Below are 20,334 nucleotides of genomic sequence, written 5' to 3'. Positions count from 1 at the left end.
CACCAGCACTGACCCCGCCACCGCCCCACAGATGACCCCAGCGCACGCCGCGCGCACCGCCGCGCTGCTGCTGGGACGCGCGGACGGCGGCGTGCTCACCCACACCGAGGTCGCCCCCGTCGCCCGTGTCATCCAGGACGTGCTCGGCGCCGAGACGCTGAGCAAACTGCGGGCGGTGTGGCGCACGGCGTTGCGCACCGCCGATGACGACGGCCAGACCATGCTCGACCTCGGGCGGCAGTGGTGCGACATCCTCGGCACCGACCCGAACACCCCCACCGACCCTGGCGGGGCACCGGACCCGTCCGGCACCCCCGACCCGTCCGGCGGCACCCCCGGCACCGGTATTCCCAACATCCCCGCCGCTGACCCGTCGCCGTTGGCGGACGCGATCAGCGCCGTGCTGAACGGGGTCGCGGCGACAGCGGCGCGCGAGAAGGCACCCGAAGACCCCGCCGCCGTGGCCGCCGCCGAGAAGGCCCAGGAGAACGCCGCCCACAACAAGGCGCGGCAGACAGCACGGCGGGTGTTCGCCACTGGTGGTCCCCGGACCGGTCGCACCACAACGGCGGGCACCCGTCCGCCGACACCGGAGGAGCGCACCGCCGCGCGGGTGCTGGCACGGGCGTTGGACACCGCCGGGATCCGGGAACGGGTCGCCACGCGCTCCACCTCGGAAGTGCCGCCCGGGCGGCTGCGGATGCGTGGGGTGCGTGCCGCCGAAGCCCAACATGCCGCCGGGGCGGTGGTGACCGCCGAACCGTTCACCCGCATCACCCGCACCCCGGTCACCGTCCCGCCGCTGCGGGTCGGGATCGCGTGCGACGTGTCCGGGTCGATGAAATGGGCGAGCGCGCACGTGGCCTCGGCGGCGTGGATTCTGGCCAACGCCGCCCGCCACACCAGAGTGCCCGCCGACACCGCCAGCGTGATCTTCGGACACCACGTGCGCCCGCTGACCCGCCCCGGCACACCACCCACCGAGGTCACCGACTTCTACTCCAACGACAACTGGGAAGACATCCCCGTCGCGCTGGACGCCCTCGACGGAGCCCTCGGACTGTCCCGCCCCGGCGCGGCGCGACTGGTGGTCATCGTGTCCGACGGCGACTACCGCGACCAACCACGCCGCGACGGGCAACGCAAACTCGACCGGTTGCGCGCGTCCGGGTGCGCCGTGCTGTGGCTGACCACCAGCACCCACGACACCCCACTCACCGGGGCGACCGTCCACCTGCTGACCGACCCCACCACCACCGCCCGGGCCATCGGACACGCCGCCACCGCCGCCCTGCGCGCCACCACCCGCTAATGGGTTCGTACCGGTCACGGGGACGGGACCAGTTTCGAATTGCACCTCTGAACTGCGCTGATAGCCAGATCGCATGTCCGTCACGATGGGTTGCCGCTGATCATCGTCGCTTGTTGATCTTGCGAAGCGGCCCGGTCACTGAGTTCGGTGGCCGGGTTGTCGGCGTACGCACGAATGTGCCAGGCAGGTACAAGTGAACCTGCCCAGTTGCTGAGGTCCGGAAGGCAGGATTGCGCGGCAGCGTGGGTCACCGATGGTGCGCAATGCGGCAGTAGACGACGTCGGCCCGGCACCAGCTTCTCTGGGTGGGAGCCGGTGAAGGTAGTGGCTCAGCCAGCTGATCATCCTGCTGGGCCGTCAAGCCGATCCGTGTGTCCTGAACTGGGGGCGGGACCCGGTCCAGGTGGGCCGGGTCCCGCCACTGTGGCCGGTCAGCCGCAGGTGAACTGGACGTAGTTCGATTCGGTGCGGGCGGTGGCGGTGTCGCCGCCGAGGCGGGCCTGGTGGATGCCGAGCACGGCGTAGTAGGCGGCCCGGCAGTTGGAGCTGGCGACGCTGGTGATTGCCTCGCCCGGGGTTTTGTAGGGCGAGCCGATGGCCAGGCTGCCGTACGAGGCGATCTCCCAGCGGTTCAGGTCGGGCACCCAGAAGTACAGCGTGGCCTTCGCGCTGACGTAGTCGACCGGTGCCGGGCAGGACGAGGACGCCTCGCCGACGGCGAGGAAGAATCCGCCGATGTCGGTCCGCAGTACCTGGCTGAACGCCGAGCAGATCACGGCCGCGGCGGTCGCCCGGTCCGGGCCGGTGCGCGGGTGCAGGGTGAGCGTCTGTGGCGTGGCCTCGCGTGCCGCCCACTCGGCGCTGTCCGGGGCGGGCAGGGCGGCGGCGGCCTCGGCGATCATCCTGTCCACCTGGGCGTCGGAGAGCGGGGCGGGTGCGGCGTTCGCGGGGACGGCGAGCGCAAGGATGCTCAGCATGCCGATTACAGCGGCGCAGACGAGTCTCTTCATGTGGGGCTCCTTCGAACACCGCCGTCACGATCTGCGCGGCGGGTGCTCCGGAACGTATAAACGGTGTCTGGATGCCAACTGGACACGCACTGGACGGGTCCGCGGTGGCTGTTGTGGGCGTGTCCGTCTCCGGCATGATCGTTCCGATGTTGATGCCCGCGGACTGGATGCCGATACGGACGACCGCCAGCGCAATCCGATCACATCTCAATCAGGCAAGATCAACTCGCTCCCGCTCGCTGTCCCGGTGGTCCCGGCAGCGACAACCATGCCGAACAGGGCAGACGCGAATGTGGTGGTGTCCCAACGGTGATCCGTTGGGACACCAGGGCTACCGAGTTGTTGCGGGGGAGCGGAGGCAGCTATCGGTCGTTGATGCCACGGCGCCAGATGATGTTCTCGCGGCGGTGGAGAAGCCGCCGCCGAATACGCCCCCCACTCTTTCCGTTGTGGGCACGGCCGTAACCTCGTTTGAACCCGTAAGCGCGGTAGAACCCGTCGTCGAAGTGATCGCCATCTACCCTGAGCACGCCCCGGTTACGGCGACAAGCGCTCATACCAGGAATGGATTCCCTCTTTCGGATGTTTGATCGGATCGGGTCTCGGTTCTGGTCGACTGAATCTGTTTGGCCGCCAACGTGAGATCGGTCGACGGTCAGGTCAGCTTGGCGAGGGCGTACTTCTTGGGCTTGTCGCTGGTGCGCACGGCGTAGCCGCTGTCCACCAGCTTCTCTAGCGCGTTGTGTACCGCGCCGGAGGATCGGCCCAGCGCTTTGCCGATCGTGTTCGGGCTGAATTCGCCGGAGTTGTCGCGCAGGTAGTCCTCGACCATTCCGCGCAACGCCCCCGGTGCCAACCGCTCCAGCTTCTCCGGCATCGGCTCCGAACCCGGCTCCGTGACCGCCGTCGGCTGGTTGTCGGTGTGCTGGTGGTCCGTGGGCTGATCGTCGTCCGGTTGCTCGTCCGAGGGGTGCGTGTCGCTGGGCTGGTCGTTAGTGGTGATCGACCAGCGATCAGCGGGGCGGGAGCCCCCGTCGGCGATCCCCGGGGTGCGTGTGACGAGGCTGTCCTTCTCCCAGCGGGTAAGGATTTTGGGTGCGGTCGATTTGCCGATCCCGGCGGTGGTGGACAGCGCGGCGGCGGTGCTGCCGGGATGGTCACTGAGTGCCTGCCACAGCTTCTCCTCGGTCTCCGTGCGCGGCTTCGCCGGATCGGTGGCCGGGGTCGGAACGGCTCGCAGGGTGCGGTTGGTGGACATGACTACCTCGCAATGGGTACGTGTCGGGTTGGGTGGTCATGCCCCGGCCGGAGCGGGTGCGGCCCCCGGTGCGCATCCGGTGGTCTGTCGGGCCGCACATCTATGAACGCTTCCTTCGGTGCGTGAAGTCAAGCGGTGCATGACAAACACATGTGTCTTGTGTGGACGTTCACCGATTCGCGTGACGTCGCTACTACAAACAGGTCCAGTTCGCGCCTATGACACACATGGGCGTTGACATCTCCGCCCGCACGAAGCGTCCATACACGTCGACACGGCAACAAACCCATGGGAACAAAGGTGATCGACGAGTGTGCGACCTTCCTGAACTCAGTTTGCCCGTCCGTTGGCGACGGCGAGAGCGCGGCGCCCGCGGCTCGGGGCCGTACTGTTCCAAGAGGACTCGTCATGCCAGAACGTGACACGCCGATGGATCTGCATGTCGTGTGGGGTTCCCGGGTCGCCGTCGAACGCGGCTATCGGCTCGAGGCCATCGCCGTGCAACTGTCCGCCGATATCGCCGAGCTTCGCGAAGATGGCTGCCTTCCCGAACACATCCATACCCGCGTCACTGTCCTGCCCGAGCAGCGCGTTCTGGAGATCCGGGTCGAGGGCCTGTCGGTCGAGACCGACCCGGATCGCACCGCCAGCCGCGACGTGATGAACACGCTTTTCGAGCTGGGCAGCGATCACAACATCATCACCCTCGACGCGGAGTCGCCACCGTTGTTCACCCAACGGATCCTGCTGGTCGACCCCTTCGGTCAACCGTTCGCCGCGAAGGTCGGCGCGGGCATGGGCGAACCGGAACCGTTCACGCGATTGTAGGTTCTCAAGAACGGTTTCATTTGATCTTCGTTCGTCCCGGGAAGAGATTGGGTTTCTCATCGGTTGTGCGCGTCGTGTTTCTCATCGATTTGTCGCTTTCTTCCGGTTGCGTGGTTTGTGGTGTTCGAGTTCGTGGATGGCTGCGCGTCGTCGTCCGGGGCCGCCGCTGGGTGGGGCGCCGGTGGCCCGGCTGTCGCCGTACACAGCTCGTTACGGTTGGACGCGCACCAGATGATCTGACTCCGGGCACAATGGGTCCGCCCCAACTGCTCGGACCCCGGCGCCGACAAGTGGGTAGTTCTGACGGGGCAAGGTCGGCCGGACCGTCGAAGATTCGGTGATGCAAGACTCATGATCGAAGGAGTGACACCGTGGAGAACGACGACCACGACGCGGACGACCGCGACATCGACCACGACGCGGACGACCGCGACATCGACCACGACGCGGACGACCGCGACATCGACCACGGCGACGGCGTGCGCAACCGGATGGCCGGCGGACATCACAACAACAATGTGCAAGCGCACTCGATCTTCGGCGGCCTCCACATTTACTCCCATCAGGGTGAGGGCTACGACGCGAGCCACCCCGTCATCGCCACGGTCGACATCGATCACGGGTTGACGAGATTGGTGGTGGACGAGGATCCGCCTCGCGCCGCTCCCCTCAGCGGCGCGCTCCACATCCTCACCCTCGAAGCCGGAACCACCCGGGCGGTCGTGCTGGACGCCATGCGGCCTGTCGTGATCTCCCGGCGCCCATCTGGGCGCGCCTGCATCGAAGTGCGGGTTGGCGGGTACCTTGAGGCACGCCCATTCACCTGCGACCTCGACACCGGTCAACCACGACTGCAGGCAGGGGACCGTGACTTTCCGTTCACGATCAGCCCGACCGACGTCGAGCGGTTTCACATCGTGCCGCAGGTACGTACCCACGAAACCCACTGGCGACTGGAACTCGACTGGATCCTCGCCGGCCGGCGAGGAACCACCGTCATCGACGACAACGGGAAGCCGTTCGTCCTGCACCCCGACGTCACGCTGAGGTCCGACGGCGGCGACCCTGACCTCGACTGGGGATGTTCCCTGTTCCACAAGCCGGGCTGTCCCGCACAACGTCTCGCCCTGCGGTCGACCCAGGGCACCATATGCACCTTCCACGACACGCGGCGGGGAACCATCTACTCGGACGCGGGTGGCGACCTCGTGGTCTTCGACCACACCGCGATCGACTCGATCGGGCTGCCGCAGCTGACTCCTGGACAGCGGGTCGAATTCGAGGCCGTCATGACGCATGGCGGGCCCAGGGCTATCGCCGTCCGACCTGTGACCTGAATGTCCGCCACGCCGGCCGGACGCTCGTTCCGAGCACTTCTGGCTTGTCATGGCGGCGTGGTATCGACCGCGCGGCCCGGCTGACCTCGGCGGCGTAGGCGGTCCAGTCACCAGCGGCCGTTCGGGGTTCGTCGCGGCGGGGCCAGCGTGGCCCGAGGTATATCCGGTCAGCGTCTCCCGAACACGCGCCGCCCGCTGCACCAACCACTCACGTTCCGCCGCCGACAGCCGGGCCAACGCCAACCCAGGGTCGTCCTGAGTAACCGCCTCGAAGCTGCGTGCTTGCCGCTCGACGATCAACACGTGAAGGCACACACGACCGGTCACCCCCGACAGCCCAGCCATCAGACACGAACTAGTGACCTCGCACGGACGGCTCGACGTCCGACTTCTCACCGATCTTTCACCTACGAAAGACCGACGAGAAATCAGTGAGAAAATGAAATCAAACATGAGAACCTACGCCGAGATAGGGGCAGCCGGGCGTATTGCTCCGGCGTAGTCGTCGCCGTTGTAGCGGTAGTTGTCGATCTGTACGGGTTGCCCGAAGGTGGGGGCGTTGATCATGAGTCCGCCGCCGATGTAGAGGCCGACGTGGTGGATGGTGGTGGGGGTGCCGTAGAAGACGAGGTCTCCCGGCAGCAGCGGCTGCCCGAACGGGACTCTGGGGCCGGCGTTGAACTGGGTTTGGGCGGTGCGCGGCAGCTTCACCCCTGCGGCGTCGTAGGCGGCTTTGGTCAGGCCGGAGCAGTCGAAGCCGGCGTCGCCTGCTGCTGGGCCGTTGCCGCCCCAGATGTAGGGCAGGCCTCGTTGTCCGCAGGCGTAGTTGATCGCGGCGAGGGTGATGGCGTTGGGGGCTTGGATGGCGTTGCAGTCGCCGGTGCCGACGCTGGTCGCGGCTGCGTGGGCGTATGTCGTGGCTTGTTCGAGGACTTGGTCGACGTACCAGTCGGCGTGGTTGTAGGAGAAGATCGCCGCGCGTAGGTCGCCTTGGCTTACTCCTTCGTCGCAGAGTAGGTGGGCCGCGGCGTGGGTCGCGTCGTGCGGGTTATACCGGGAGGGTGGTGACGCGCCGCCAGACGGGATCTGGTGCGCGGCGATGACACCGTTGAAGGTCGGCGCGAGGAACTGCATCGGCCCGGCGGCGCCGGAGGAGTTCTCGCCGTCGTGGACACCGGGCAGTGGGGATCGGCCGTGGTCGGTCTCGATCTCGCCGATCGCGGCGAGCACGGTCCAGTCCAGCCCTGGGCAGTCGGGGCGGCGGTGATGTAGAGCAGGCAGTAATCGGGTGGGATGTCGGCGACCGGTTTCGTGCAGTCGACGCTGGTGTTCGAGGAGCCGCCGAACAGTGCGTCCACTACCGCGCTCACGCCCATGCCGAGCATGATGGGGATGAACAGCAACACCACCGCGGCCCCGATGGCGATCTTGGCGAACACGCCTCACCAGCTCCCCGGCCGGGCCGCTCCGCGTGACGTCTGCGGGCTGGTCGAGGTGGGCGGCATCGGTGAGGGCGGTGGCGACATCGACTGCGGCGAGTTCGGCCCGGCAATGGCCTCGTCGGTGGGCGTGACCGGTGGCGGCACATGGGGCCAGGCGTCCCACAGCCCTGACAGTGCTCGCCGGGGCGCACCGGTAGTCACGTTGAGCGGGAGCCAGACCTCGTCTGCCGGGCTTGGATGCTCGACCTCGGAATCGAGCAGTTCTGCTGCCGCGGTGGCGACGGGCACCGTGTGCCGGTCGTCGAGGTCGCGCCATGCTCGTGCCAGTGCTTGGCGGGCGGTCGCTTCGCGCCGTGAGGTCGGCAGCCACATCAGCAGCGGTGTGGTGATGCCGGTGGCTTGGGCGAGGGCGGCGTAGCCGGCGAGTTTCCCTGCGAGCTTGGCCAGAGCCTCGGTGCCGAAGTCGTACTCGAGGAACCACTCGACCTGCCGATTACCTGTGCACCAGCGGCCGTAGGCGTCGGGTTTGATCAGGTCGCCGAAGTGGCGGCCGCAGCGGGTTTCCGACCACCACGCCACGAGTTCTGTTTGTTCGGTGGGGTGGGGGTGGCGGGCTCGGTCGACCAGGGCGGTGAACCAGTCGTTGACGCCGATGGTGTGGGCGAGGCGCAGGCTGTGGGCGACGTTGAAGGCGCGGTCGTGGCGGTAGCCGAGTTCCTTGACATCCTGGCCGTTTTCGGCGGCGAGCACGACCGCGCCGGCGGGCGCGAGGACGTAGTGCATCGGTGCGGTGCCGAGAGTGACGAAGGGCTGGAAGCGATCGACGACTCCCCAGAGGTAGAGCTCACGCAGCCGCATCCGCCCGGACCGGAAGCTGGGGAACGCGAGGGCGGTGATCTGGTGAGAGGTGAGCACCTTGTGTTCCCAGAGCATCCGAATGATCCACTTATCGCGTGGGGTGAGCCGCCACGCCAGCGCGGCCTGGTGCTCGGCGGTGTTCGCGGCGCGCGGCGTGGGTCGGGTGGGTTTGTGACCGCGCAAGGCGCGTTGCTGGGTGGGATTGGTGATCATGATGGGCACCTCCGAGAAGAAAATGAGCGGAATTGCATTGGATGCAACATTGGACAGAACGGCCTAACTGCCGTTTTCGCTGGTCAAGCGACTGACACGAGTTGTCGCTGAGATGGGTGAATCCACAGTGGACCAGGGCCTCGTTGCCCGGCGCATCGATGTTGCGTCTGGTACAACAGCCCGGTGGGTGTTGAAGCGCCTGGTTCAGCGCGTGTTGTGTTGGTGGAGAATGTCGTTCACCTTGATCCGGCGCCGGGGGTGTTCGAGGCGATGTTGGAGGGTTGGCGTCGGCAGCAGTCCGCGCGTTTCCTGAAGGCGTCGACGATCACGCCGAGGCTGCAGTTGATTCGCCGGATGGAACGGTTTACCGGTTTGTATCCGTGGCAGTGGGCGCCGGCGGATGGTGAGGCGTTTATCGATGACATGCGCGGCGGTCAGTCGCCGATCGTGTCGTCGACGGCTCGTTCGTACGAGGTGACGATCAGTCTTTTCTTGGAATATCTGCTTGATTCGCGCTACGGCTGGGATCGGGTGTGCGAAGAGCGGTTCGGTGACACGCCGCAGCAGGTTTTCCATGAGGGCAACTCGGTCCTGCACAAGCTCGACTACGAAGGCGATCCGCGTCGGCGGCCGTTGACCTATGACGAGGTGCAGGCGTTGTTCGACGCTGCGGACGCCCGGCCTGGTGTGATCGCGGCGCAGGGCCGCAAGGGCGCGTTGTGCGCGGCGCGGGACGCTGCGGTGCTCAAGGCGGTGTACGCGTTCGGGCTGCGCCGCCGGGAAGCGTCTCGGCTGGACTTGGTCGATCTGCGCCGCAACCGCGCGGCACCGCAGTTCGGCGAGTTCGGCAGTCTGATGGTCCGGTACGGGAAGGGACCGAAGGGGTCGCCGCCGAAGCGTCGGACGGTGTTGTTGGTGCCGGAGATGGATTGGGTACTTGACACGTTGCGGGATTGGATCACTCAGGTGCGGCCCCGCTTCGCGCCGGGCAGCCATCCGGCGTTGTGGGTGACCGAACGGGCTGGCCGGTTGTCGCCGCGGTCGATCAACGAGGCGTTCGTCGCAGCCAGCGAGGACGCCGGGCTCGATTCGAGCCTGGATCTGCACTGCTTGCGGCACTCCTACATCACGCATCTGACCGAGTTCGGCTATCCGGCCCGCTTCGTGCAGGAACAAGCCGGTCACACCTACGGGTCGACCACGGCGATCTATATGAACCCTCAGAAATTGCATCAGACGGGTGAGAAGTCGCAGGTCGCCTGCTGAGAGCGAGCCGGTAATTGGGTCCATGTGGTCGGCTCGACACGCCGCCTGGCCTGCATGACTTGCTCGATGATCCCGTTAGATGCATGATCTTGGCTTCAAACGGTCGAGTAGTTCGAGGCTGGAGGCGTGGATGGGACGGGGCGATCTGGCGGGTGCGGCGCACTTGCAGCTCGTCTCTGGTGTGGTGCAGTTGCGGCCGGAGGACGCGATGGTTGAGGCGATGCTGGAGGGCTGGCGGGCGCAGCAGACGGCGCGGGGCTTGCAGGAGGGCACGATCGTGCCGCGGGAGCGGCTGGTGCGGCGGTTCATCTCGTTCACCAACGAGTACCCGTGGCGTTGGGGCCCGGCGCAGGTGGACGAGTGGACACAATCGCTGACTGGCGAGAAGCATCTGGCGCCCTCGACGATTCGGGGCTATCAGACGGATCTGCGCTTGTTCAGCGAGTATCTCTGCGACGGGCGCTACGGCTGGGTTCCGGCGTGTGAGGCCGAGTTCGGGCCGGGGGAGCATCCGGTGCCGATCTGCCACGAGTGGAACACCATCGCCCACCTCAACGACTACGAGGGCGATCCCGAGGCGCGTCCTTTCACCCGCGAGGAGTTGCAGCGGTTCCTGGACTATGCCGATGACCAGGTCGACCGCGCGGTGCGGGCCAAGCGCAAGGGTGCGCTGGCTGCTTATCGAGATGCCACGTTGTTCAAGGTCGTCTACGGGTGGGGTCTGCGCCGCACCGAGACGTCCAAGCTGGACCTGGCTGACTGGGGTCGCAACCCGGCCGTGCCGGAGTTCGGCCGGTACGGGATGCTGCACGTCCGCTACGGCAAGGCGGTACGCGGCCAACCGCCACGGCGCCGCAACGTGCCGTCGGTGATGGGCTGGGCGGTGGACGCGGTCGCGGACTACGTGGAGAACATCCGCCCCCGGTTCGGCTGTGACGATCATCCGGCGCTGTGGGTGACCGAACGGGGCGGGAGGATCAAGCCAGCGGAGATCAACGCCCGATTCGTGTCCTACCGCGACGCGCTCGGCCTGCCGAAAGCCCTGTCGCCCCATAGCCTTCGGCATTCGTGGGTCACGCATCTGACCGAGCAAGGAGTGGACCGGCGGTTCATCCAAGAGGCCGTCGGGCACCGGTGCGACACGTCGACGGCGATCTACACCCACGTGTCCGGCGACTTCATGAACACCGCGCTGCGCAAAGCCCTCACTCCGGCCTTCGAACAGCCGACTGGACACGGGAAGGAGCAGTGAATGGCTCGCAAACTCGACTACCGGTGGAACCTGCGCCACGTCATGGCCAGCCGGGAGATGTTCCAGACCACCGACCTGACCGAACCTCTGGCGCAGCGGGGCATCCATCTGTCTTCCAGCCAGGTCTATCGGCTGGTCGTGGAGCGTCCCGAACGGCTGAGCCTGAAGGTCCTGATGGCGTTGCTGGACATCCTGGGCTGCACCATGGACGAGCTGATCGAGCCCGTCGCGTCCCAGCCGGCGACCAAGAAGCGCACCGCCACAGGTGAGGACGCCGGCGTCGGTGGCCTGCGTCCCAAACGGGCCCGCATCACCGGCGCGTGACCGATGACCTCGGCGATGGCACCGGAGGTGCTCGCGGATCCACTGCGAGTAGTGGCTGATCTCGTCGCCGTCCACGAGCCCGATCTGGAACGCGCGGCCATCGAGGCGACAGCTGCGGCGCTGGCCGGTGGCAGAGCCAAGCAGCGACGACTCGCTCAAGCGTTGCTCGACAAACCCGGCGTGTTGCTCGACGGACGCTCTCCGGCACCCAAGGCGATCGGCGACCTGCTCTTGGCGCTGCGACGGATCGGCGCGCAACGGGTGTCGTCGCCGACCTGCGCGAAATGCGCCCGGACACTGCGCAGTCTGCAACGCCGCGGCGAGCATTGGTACTGCGCGCCCTGCGACAAACCACCACATCGAGCTTGCGCATCCTGCGGTCAGACAAAGGCCATCGTCACCCTCGATCGAGGTGGCCAACCACGCTGCAAGCACTGCCCGGACGACCCCGACCGCGATCCGCTGGTCGTTCTCGCGGACACAATCGCCCTGCTGGACCCGTCCCTGCCTGCCCAGACGGTCGCCACCGCCGCCCTGCGGGTGTTCACCCGCCCGGCGAAGCTGCGGCAACTGGCGTGGGCCGTCGAGGACAACCCGAAGCTGTTGACCGGCGAAGGCGCGGCCGCTCCGCTGATGGGCGTGCTGGGACTGATCGATGAGCTGATCGCCGCCGGAGCACAGGCGATAACCCGCCCCGCTTGCCCCGGCTGCGATCGCGTCATGCGTCTGTATCGCCAGATCAACGGCCGATGGCACTGCCGAACCTGCGTGGCCAAAACCCGCGCGCACCCCTGCGCCCGCTGCGGGGACGTTCGCGAAGCAGCTGCCCGCGACGAACACGGACGCCCTCTCTGTTCGACCTGCTACGTCAGCGAGCCCGCCAACCTCCAGGACTGCACAGGGTGCGGTCGGCGGCGACGTGTCAGCATCCGGACCCCGCAAGGACCGCTCTGCGAGAGCTGCCGCCCCTGGAACACCGTGACCTGCGAGATCTGCCGGCGCCAAGGCCCGGGGCTGATCTCCGAGACCACCGGCAAACCCTGGTGCCGGGCCTGCAAACAGCGATGGATCACCTGCGCCGGATGCGGTGAGACCGCCCGGCTTCGCGGCGGAACTCTCGCGCAACCACTCTGCTCGACTTGCACCCGTCCCGACGCCGACTTCTGGCGCAGCTGCCCGACCTGCGGACAACCTGGCCGCATCCACGCCGGCCGCTGCGCCCAGTGCACCATCAACCGTCGGCTGCGCGAACTTCTCGCTGCCAAGGACGGGCAGATACCCGAGCACCTGCAGACGTTCTACCAAGCCGTGACCACCACCAGTCGCCCGTCCACAGTGGAAAGCTGGCTCAACAGAAGCACGACCCCCACAATCCTGCGCGAACTGCGCAACCAGGGCGAGCTCACCCACGACACACTGGACACGCTGCCGCCCGGCAAACCACTTGAGCACCTGCGCAGCGTGCTGGTCGCGGCCGGTGCACTTCCGCACCGTGATGAGCAGATGTCCCGGCTCGAACACTGGATCACCCAAGCTGTCTCCGAACGCCCAGACCCCTCCCAGCAGCAACTGCTGCGCAGCTACGGCATCTGGCACCTGCTCCGGCGGCTGCGCCGCCGAGTCGAAGGCACCGAAACCACCCACAACCAGCTCGCAACGGCCCGCCAGCACCTTCGCGGCGCGATCGCCTTCCTCGATTGGCTGACCTCGCACGACCTGACGCTCCCTACCTGCGGGCAGCCCGATCTCGAGCGCTGGCTCACCGACGACAACGCCACACACCGGGCCGAAGCCGGCCACTTCGTCCGATGGGCCAAGAAACAGAAGCTGACTCAGCTGACCTACCCCGCAACCCGGTGGGGCGGACCAGCACGCGTCATCGACACCGAAACACGCTGGGAACAAGCCCGCTGGCTGTTGCACGACGAATCCGTCAAACCCGAAGACCGCGTCGCAGGTCTGCTGCTCTTGCTCTACGCCCAATGGCCATCGGCCATCAGCCGCCTCACCCTGGAACACGTCGAACACCACGACCACGAAGTACGGCTGCGGCTCGGCCGTGAGCCCGTCGTGCTGCCCGAACCCCTTGCCGGACTCACCCTGCAACTCGTCGCTTCCCGCCGCGGTCACGCCGCGATCGGCGACACAGGAACCTCGCCCTGGCTATTCCCCGGCGGACAACCCGGCCGCCCCATCAGCTCCTACCAACTCGGCCAACGACTCCGCCAACTTGGACTGCAGCCAGGACAAGCACGATCCACCGCCCTGTTCCAACTCGCCACTGACCTGCCCGCTGCCATTCTCGCCAAGATGCTCGGCATCCACATCAGTGTCGCGGTCGCCTGGCAACGCGCCAGCAGCGGCGACTGGACCGCCTACGCCGCGGAGATCAGCCGCCGCACCGAACAGCCGTCCCCTTCGTCGAGGTGAAAGCAGATCAGACTCGTGACATCCCCAGACTCGCCCGTTCCCGGAAAATACGCCCGCGTCGAGCGCGAACGCAGATTCCTGCTTGCCGACCTGCCTAGCGACTCGCCTGCGACTGCGATCCGCACGATCACCGACCGCTACTTGACCGGCACCACCCTGCGCCTGCGACACATGGACGACCAGCGAGGCGGTCACCAATACAAGTTCACGCAGAAGATGCCCGCCGAACGTCCCGGACCGGTGCAGGGCCTGATCACCAACACCTACCTGTCCAAAACCGAGTACGACCTGCTCGCTGACCTGCCCACCACGACGCTGATCAAGACGCGCTACAGCATCCCGCCCTTCGGCATCGATGTCTTCGCTCCACCGCTGCACGGGCTTGTCCTGGCCGAGGTCGAATTCGACACGGACAACGCGATGCTCGCCTTCCGACCGCCGAGCTACGTGATCGCCGAGGTCACCAATGATCAGAGATTCACTGGCGGCTGCCTCGCGACCGCCTCGCGGGAGCACCTGACGTCCTGGCTCGCCGACTACGGCATCGACGTCGATCACCGGCCCGATCCCGCGAGCCACTGATCCAGAACGGAGGCATTCGGACAGTTGCGATATCTGACGTCGCCAGAGGGAGTGTCCAACGAGTACCGGAACAAGCTGCTGGAGAAAGCGTTGAGAGGCTGGCTGGGCGAGGATTGGGAGTGATGCGGTGCTCAAGAAAATGGGATACCAGTGGCGGTTGCGCCATCTGATGGCCGACCGAGACATGTTCCAGACCTCGGATCTGGTCCCGTTGCTGGCCGAGCGGGGGATCGTTTTGTCCCGCGAGCAGGTGTATCGGATGGTGACCCAGCCGCCGCAACGGTTGAGCATGGACACGTTGGTGGCGCTGTGCGACATCCTCGACTGCGAACCGAACGACCTGATCAAGCCGGAGATCGTCAACCAGCAGCTCCGCAGGACCGCCGAAAGCGCTGCTGGAACCACCGGCGATCCCGCTCCGGCGCCCCGGCGTTCGGTCGTGCGCCGACCCGACCAGCACCGACCGCAACAGCCATGACCACACCGAATACCCAGCGGCCCAAGCCGAGCGTCCTGCGTCGGGTGCGCAACCGCGAGGGCGAGAGGCAGCGCCTGGACCGCATCGCCGCACGCGACGGCGCCCGAGCCCGGCTGGTCGCGGCACTCAGGGACATCACCAATCCCACGGCCACCCCACCCGAGGCCCAGGAGTTCCTTGAACAGGCCCAGGCGTGGACGGCCTGGGGTGCGCTGGCTCTGCATCGCTACCTCGACCAGCATCCCGACGCGCTGCGCGTCCCACCGCCGGACTGCCCGCTCGCGCTGGCCCGGCTCCTGCTCCTGCTGGCCGCCGCGGGCCACCCGGTCACAGCGCCCGCATGCTCGATCTGCGGCCGGTCCGACCGACCGCTCGAATGCCGCACCCCAGTCGGCCGGTGCTGCAACTGGTGCAAGCACAAGTCGAAAGTGAGCACCTGCGCGCGCTGTGGGCAGGAAGCCCACGTCGTCACCCGCAAGCCGGAGGGACCGATCTGCCGGCGTTGCTACGCCAGCGACGAGGAACGGTTCGAAGATTGCATCGAGTGCGGGCGACGCCGCCAGCCGACCAAACGACGAGCCGACGGCGCCGCCTGGTGCGAGACCTGTGCTCCCAAGGCAGCACGCCGATGCATCCAATGCGGTGATCAGCGCCCAGCGGCTGTGATCACCGATGACGGCGCCATCTGCCGCAATTGCTACCGGCGTCCACCTCGGCGCTGCGGAGTGTGCGGCCACATCCGACCGATCCGCACCCGCGCGATCGGTGATCAGCCGGACCGGTGCGCCCAGTGCTACAAGCAGACCGGCCGGTGCGTCGTATGCGAGCGGGTCCGACCAGGCAGCGGATTCGGCGGCCGAGGTGGGGCGTTTCACTGCACCGCCTGCCGCCCTCGCGGCTCCGGCCACTGCGACGACTGCGGCCAGACCGCTGAGCTGTATGGCCGGTGGCCGCGTGGCTACATCTGCTGCCGCTGCGCCTTCCACCGACTGCGCAACCCGTCCCATTGCCCACAGTGCGACGTTCCGCGAGTCTTGGTTGGTCGCTCCGACACCGGTGAGGACATCTGCGGGCCATGCGCTGGGTCCACCGTGGACTTCACCTGCCGCCGATGCGGTCAGCCAGGCCGACTGCACACCGACAGCTGCTGCGCCCGCTGCGTGGTGACCCACCGGGTATATGGCCTGCTCGGCGGCGACGATGGCACAGTGGCACAACAACTTCAGCCACTGGCACAGGCACTGACCTCCGCCCAGAACGCGTACTCGGTCCTGAACTGGCTCTACTACCACCCTGCGGCAGCCTTGCTGGCAGACCTGGCCGCACAACCCGTCGAGATCACCCACGCCCTGCTGGACGGCCTGCCGCCCACCCGCAGCACCCTCTACGTTCGCGATGCACTTATCGCCACCGGCGCCTTGCCGTCCCGGGCCGAACACCTCAACCTGCTGGAATCGTGGGCTGACCGCACAATCAGCGGGTTGCCCAAACCTCACCAGCGAATTGTCCGCCCGTTCGCGGAATGGCACGTGATCCGCGATGCCCGCAGACGGCACGCCCGCAACCGCTACACCGAAGCCGCCGCTGCTGCCGACCGAACCGACATCCGCACCGCTATCGCGTTCCTGGACTGGCTCGAAGCCAGGACGACCACGCTCGACACGCTCACCCAAGATCAGCTCGACTGCTGGCTGGACGCCCACCCGACCCGGCGCCAGGATCTTGTGCCCTTCGTGCGCTGGGCAGGTCAGCGTCGCCTCACCGACCGCCTGGAACTCCCGGCTGGCAGAGGCGGCCTGCCGGTCCACTTCCTCACCGAGGAGCAGTACCGCCAACAGTTGCGCCGCTGCCTCAACGACGAAACCCTCCCGCGTGAGGTGCGGATCGCGGGCAGCCTGGTCAGGCTCTACGGCCTGCCGATCAGCCGCATCGTCGAACTCACCGCCGACCGGCTCCAACGCGACAACGGAGACGCGTTCCTTATCCTCGCCCAGCATCCAGTGCTGCTGCCACCCAAACTGGCTGCGCTGATCGATGACAACCTCGCCGACCCGTCCTACCGGTCGATGGTGCGACCGCCGAACGGCGATCGACCCCGATACCTCCTGCCCGCCAGCCAGCCGGGCAAGCCGCGAAGCGCTCGGGCTACACAAAAGCTCCTGCGACAGCACGGATTGCCCACACTTGCTGCCCGCAACACGGCAATGATCGAAGCCGTCGGCGCTCTGCCACCGATCGTGATCGCCGACCTGTTCGGCATCCATCCCGGAACAGCCCACTCCTGGGCCAAGTACGCCCAAACCACATGGACCGACTACCTTGCAGCCGATACTGTCACCGACCAGGCCGCGACCAGAACCAACCGTCCGACAGTCAAACGATCTTGAAAGTACTGGGATAGTGGGCACTCGCGATCCCTGCCTGTCGTTAGTGTTCGGGAAGTTCGGTGACGCAGTGACGGACAGTTCCGATCTCGAACGCGAATGGGATCTGTTTCGAGAGAAGATCGACCCCATCTGCCTGCAAGTGCTGGAGGCGCGCGACCCGGAGAATGCCTACGGGGCTGCCTGCTACTGCCCAGGGGCGTTGCTCAACGATCTGGGATGGCTGCCTCATGGTGGTGCCGTCTATGCGGCTTGGGCTGAGCTGACGGATCTGTTCGAGACTGGGAAAACCGACGACGACGTCGCGCACGAAATCTTGAGGGAGGCCGCCGAACGATGGCTGCAACGGCCGCCGTCGCCCTCGGCCGAATTCATCAAGGAATGGACCGAGCAGACGACAGAAGCCGTCGCGCTCCGGTTTCGGCTCGACGGCGACTTCTGGACCAAGCCGCCAACCACGACGACGGAATAGCCCTTCCGCCACTCCGTCACGCCGGCCGCGGGGTAGCCAACCACCATGGTCTTCCCGAGAGTCGGGTGATCTTGAAGATGGTGGAATAGTGCACATCTTCAATACCTACCTATCGCCAGTGCATGGCGAAACCGCTTTGGCGCGTAGCGGCGCCGGGGCGTGATAGGGCGGGTAGGCGAGGAAGGGTTTGAGGTCAGCCGTTGCGGCGGGGGTCGGCGCTACGCGGGCGCGTGACGGGCTCGCTTCGGTTTGCTGGTCGGGGCGGACCTGACGGGGCGTGAGACGGTCGGGTGCCGGGAGTTCGGGGCCCGCTGGCGGCGGCCTCGGTCACGCGAGTCCGCGCGGTGCGGCGCGCGATGCCGCGGATCTCGCGGGCCCGGCCGGGGATGGCGGGTGGGAGCGGTTGGGTGTGCAGGGTGAAGGGCTGGGCTTGTTCGCCGTTGAGCACGAGGCGGGCGGCGGCGTGGTAGACGCCGAGGTGGGAGAGGTCGTGGTCGGTCAGCCGGGGTGTGGTGTGGCGGGATAGTTCGCGGGAGTCTTCTGGGCTGGCGTTGAAGAAGATTTTGGAGCGGGCGTTGGTGGAGAGGCCTTCGCGTAGTTCGCGGGGGAGTTGGCCGAGGTGTTGGTGGGCGAGGGTCATCGCGACGCGGAATCCGCGGGCTTCGGCGAGCATGTCCTCGATGGGGTAGGGCAGGTTGAGGAAGTTGTGGCATTCGTCGATGACCAGCGACGCGTCGCGGCGTTGCCGTTGCGGGGTGCGGGCTCGGCTGGTGGTGGCTTGCCAGGTGCGGGCGACCACCAGCGATCCGACTAGTCGCGTGGTTTCCTCACCGAGCGAGCCTTTGGGGATGCGTACGAGGCAGATGCCGCCGTCGAGGATTTCGTTCATGTCTACTGTGGAGTGTCCGCTGGCGATGGCGTCGCGGACGAACGGGCGCAGGAGGAAGGCGCGGAGTTTGTTCATCAGTGGGCTGATGACCTGGGAGCGGCTGGAGTCGGTGAGTTCTTCGTACCAGGTCCAGAATCCGCGTAGGACGGGGTCGGTGATCCCGGCGGTGACTCGGCTGCGGAACGCCTCATCGGCCAGCAGTTTCGGCAGATCGGCGAGGGTGGCGATGCCGTCTTGGGTGTGGAGGGTGAGGCAGGCGGCGCGCATGACGTCGTCGGTGCGGGGCCCCCAGAACGCCGAGTACACCCGCCGGAACACGGACACGAGGTTGTCGACGGTGAGGTCGGTGTCGCCGCCGTCCAGGGGGTTGAGGCAGGGTGGTCGGGTTTTGCTGTCGGCGTCGAAGATCACCACCCGGTCGGCCGCCGACGTCGGGAGTCGGGACAGGACGTCGGTGACGAGGTCGCCCTTGGGGTCGATCAGCACGATCCCGCGGCCGGCCTCGGCGTCGGCCAGGATCATGTTCCCGAGCAACGTGCTTTTGCCGCTGCCGGTGGCGCCGATGATGTGCAGGTGGTGGCGTGCGTCGGGGACGCGTAGGGCTACAGGCCGCTTGTGGCCGGTGTCGGTGATTCCGATGGGTTTGGCTTCGGGGCCGGGGGTGGCGATTCCTGGTGGGGGTGCGATGGCGCGGGCTCCGGCGCGTTGGATGCCGGGGATGGCCTCGTCGGTGGGCAAATGCGCGATCGCCGCGAGTTCGGGCACCGACAACAGGTCACCCCGCCCGAGCCGCCGGGCGTCGATGACTCGGCCGGGGTAGCGGATGCGGTGGCGGGTGTAGTGGTTGTGCTCGGTGTAGGAGGCGAACGAGGCGGCCAAGGCGTGAGCTCGGCCGCGGGCGACATCCCGTGCCTGGCGGACCTGGTCCTCGTCGGTGTCGGCGGGGAGCAGGGTGGCCACGGCGTAGCGGATGACGGTCTCGAACTGGGAGCCGCGGTGTTTGCCGACGATCGCGCGGTTCTGCGCCGCGTACTCCAGCACGGTCTGCGGGTCACTGTGCAACGCCCCGGTGCTCGTTCGAGCCGGGGTGGAGCGCCGCGAGCGGCTGCCGGTGCCGGGGGTGACCGCGTCGAGCAGGCGACCGACCAGCCGGGTCGATCCGCCGGTGTGGACGCGTCGGGCGGCGCGGCGGGCGCGTTGGACACGGCGGCCGGTGACCGGACGAGCCAGCACCTGCACGCAGGCGTACTCGTCACGGCCGAGTCCGACCGGCGCGCCGAGCAACGCGCGGATCGGGTCGGCGTCGAAGTCGCTACGGATCGGCAACGCCTCGGGCCGCGCCAGGCGCAACTCGCCGCCGACCACCAGCCGCCGCTGCGTCTCACCTGCCGGGGGAAGTGGTGGTTGGGCCGGGGCGACGCGGGTGTGCGCGCCGGGCCAGGCGGCCTCGACCGCGCGCTCGACCAGGCCGGGTGGGATGACACCGGGCACCCACAGCCGGATCGCGACCCCTGCCTCGGAGAACACGTACTCACACGTCACGTGGGGCTGGCCGGTGAACGCGCGGCGCCAACGCGGCCGGAGCAGCCCGACCAAGTTGGACCACAACGCGGCCCCGCCCGCGGGATCCACCTGCGGTGGGGCGAGCACGGTGACCTGACGGGCACCATAGGGACCGGCCAGCAGCAGCGCGTGGCACCGTCGCGCCCACCACCGCCGACCAACCACAACCCCCGTGACGAGCACCGCGAGGACCGGGGCCGCGACCGGGCCCCAGTCCACGGCGAGGTCCCGCAGCCGTGCCAGTAGCGCGAGCAGGGCGCCGCCGGGGTCGCGCAGGTAGTCCTCCATCCACCCCGCGGCGGTCGGTGAGGGCGCGGAGAGGATGTCGGTGTTGGAATGCGTGTCCGGAGGCTGATTGAGGGCAGGCGGTTCCCAGCCAGGTATTCGAGGCAACATCGGAGTCCTTTTGACGGGACGCGCGAACGTGCGCGGAAAG

15 protein-coding genes and 1 pseudogene are annotated in these 20,334 nt (G+C 67.4%); 11 read left to right on the top strand and 5 right to left on the bottom strand.

Annotated elements, in window-relative coordinates:
- Positions 1-1,312: vWA domain-containing protein (locus ACYVIP_RS07940; protein WP_460393644.1), on the top strand; the 1,312-nt coding region annotated here is incomplete at its 5' end.
- Positions 1,313-1,743: 431 nt separating this feature from the next.
- On the opposite strand, the gene ACYVIP_RS07935 is transcribed toward ACYVIP_RS07940, so the two are convergent.
- A complete protein-coding gene (locus ACYVIP_RS07935) occupies positions 1,744-2,322 on the bottom strand; it encodes a hypothetical protein (protein WP_460393642.1) in 579 nt (192 codons plus the stop codon).
- Positions 2,323-2,977: 655 nt separating this feature from the next.
- A complete protein-coding gene (locus ACYVIP_RS07930; protein WP_460393640.1) occupies positions 2,978-3,580 on the bottom strand; it encodes a hypothetical protein in 603 nt (200 codons plus the stop codon).
- 408 nt (positions 3,581-3,988) lie between these two features.
- Here ACYVIP_RS07930 and ACYVIP_RS07925 point away from each other — a divergent pair, with 408 nt between their 5' ends.
- Together ACYVIP_RS07925 and ACYVIP_RS07920 are read left to right on the top strand one after the other, a co-directional pair.
- Complete coding sequence (locus tag ACYVIP_RS07925; protein WP_460393638.1) at positions 3,989-4,408, top strand: hypothetical protein; 420 nt, start codon at positions 3,989-3,991, stop codon at positions 4,406-4,408.
- Positions 4,409-4,779: 371 nt separating this feature from the next.
- On the top strand, positions 4,780-5,745 hold the full coding sequence (locus ACYVIP_RS07920) for a cold-shock protein (RefSeq protein ID WP_460393636.1): 966 nt from the start codon (positions 4,780-4,782) through the stop codon (positions 5,743-5,745).
- Positions 5,746-6,204: 459 nt separating this feature from the next.
- Here the strand turns inward: ACYVIP_RS07920 and ACYVIP_RS07915 are convergent.
- Together ACYVIP_RS07915 and ACYVIP_RS07910 are read right to left on the bottom strand one after the other, a co-directional pair.
- Positions 6,205-7,130, bottom strand: a pseudogene (locus ACYVIP_RS07915) (C40 family peptidase).
- Between the two features lie 57 nt (positions 7,131-7,187).
- Entirely contained in the window at positions 7,188-8,258 is a 1,071-nt protein-coding gene (locus ACYVIP_RS07910) for a replication-relaxation family protein (RefSeq protein WP_460393634.1), read from the bottom strand.
- 183 nt (positions 8,259-8,441) lie between these two features.
- Here ACYVIP_RS07910 and ACYVIP_RS07905 point away from each other — a divergent pair, with 183 nt between their 5' ends.
- The 8 genes from ACYVIP_RS07905 (at position 8,442) to ACYVIP_RS07870 (ending at position 17,446) form a co-directional block, all read left to right on the top strand.
- A complete protein-coding gene (locus ACYVIP_RS07905) occupies positions 8,442-9,524 on the top strand; it encodes a tyrosine-type recombinase/integrase (protein ID WP_460393632.1) in 1,083 nt (360 codons plus the stop codon).
- 130 nt (positions 9,525-9,654) lie between these two features.
- On the top strand, positions 9,655-10,776 hold the full coding sequence (locus ACYVIP_RS07900) for a tyrosine-type recombinase/integrase (protein ID WP_460393630.1): 1,122 nt from the start codon (positions 9,655-9,657) through the stop codon (positions 10,774-10,776).
- A complete protein-coding gene (locus ACYVIP_RS07895) occupies positions 10,777-11,100 on the top strand; it encodes a helix-turn-helix domain-containing protein (protein WP_460393628.1) in 324 nt (107 codons plus the stop codon).
- 51 nt (positions 11,101-11,151) lie between these two features.
- Entirely contained in the window at positions 11,152-13,530 is a 2,379-nt protein-coding gene (locus ACYVIP_RS07890) for a hypothetical protein (protein WP_460393626.1), read from the top strand.
- Positions 13,531-13,545: 15 nt separating this feature from the next.
- Positions 13,546-14,112, top strand: coding sequence for a CYTH domain-containing protein (locus ACYVIP_RS07885; RefSeq protein ID WP_460393624.1), 567 nt, complete (start codon positions 13,546-13,548; stop codon positions 14,110-14,112).
- Between the two features lie 127 nt (positions 14,113-14,239).
- The gene (locus ACYVIP_RS07880) at positions 14,240-14,590 is read left to right on the top strand and encodes a helix-turn-helix domain-containing protein (RefSeq protein ID WP_460393622.1); all 351 of its coding nucleotides are present in this window, start codon (positions 14,240-14,242) and stop codon (positions 14,588-14,590) included.
- Positions 14,587-16,977, top strand: coding sequence for a hypothetical protein (locus tag ACYVIP_RS07875; protein WP_460393620.1), 2,391 nt, complete (start codon positions 14,587-14,589; stop codon positions 16,975-16,977). Before ACYVIP_RS07880 ends, ACYVIP_RS07875 begins: the two co-directional genes overlap by 4 nt.
- Before the next feature lie 67 nt (positions 16,978-17,044).
- On the top strand, positions 17,045-17,446 hold the full coding sequence (locus ACYVIP_RS07870; protein ID WP_460393618.1) for a hypothetical protein: 402 nt from the start codon (positions 17,045-17,047) through the stop codon (positions 17,444-17,446).
- Between the two features lie 193 nt (positions 17,447-17,639).
- Here the strand turns inward: ACYVIP_RS07870 and ACYVIP_RS07865 are convergent, their stop codons facing one another.
- The gene (locus ACYVIP_RS07865) at positions 17,640-20,186 is read right to left on the bottom strand and encodes a type IV secretory system conjugative DNA transfer family protein (protein WP_460393616.1); all 2,547 of its coding nucleotides are present in this window, start codon (positions 20,184-20,186) and stop codon (positions 17,640-17,642) included.
- Between the last annotated feature and the right edge of the window lie 148 nt (positions 20,187-20,334).

The sequence above is a fragment of the Actinophytocola sediminis genome (assembly GCF_054779715.1).
Note: the sequence above shows the minus strand (reverse complement) of the source record. Positions and strands in the feature narration are given on the sequence as shown.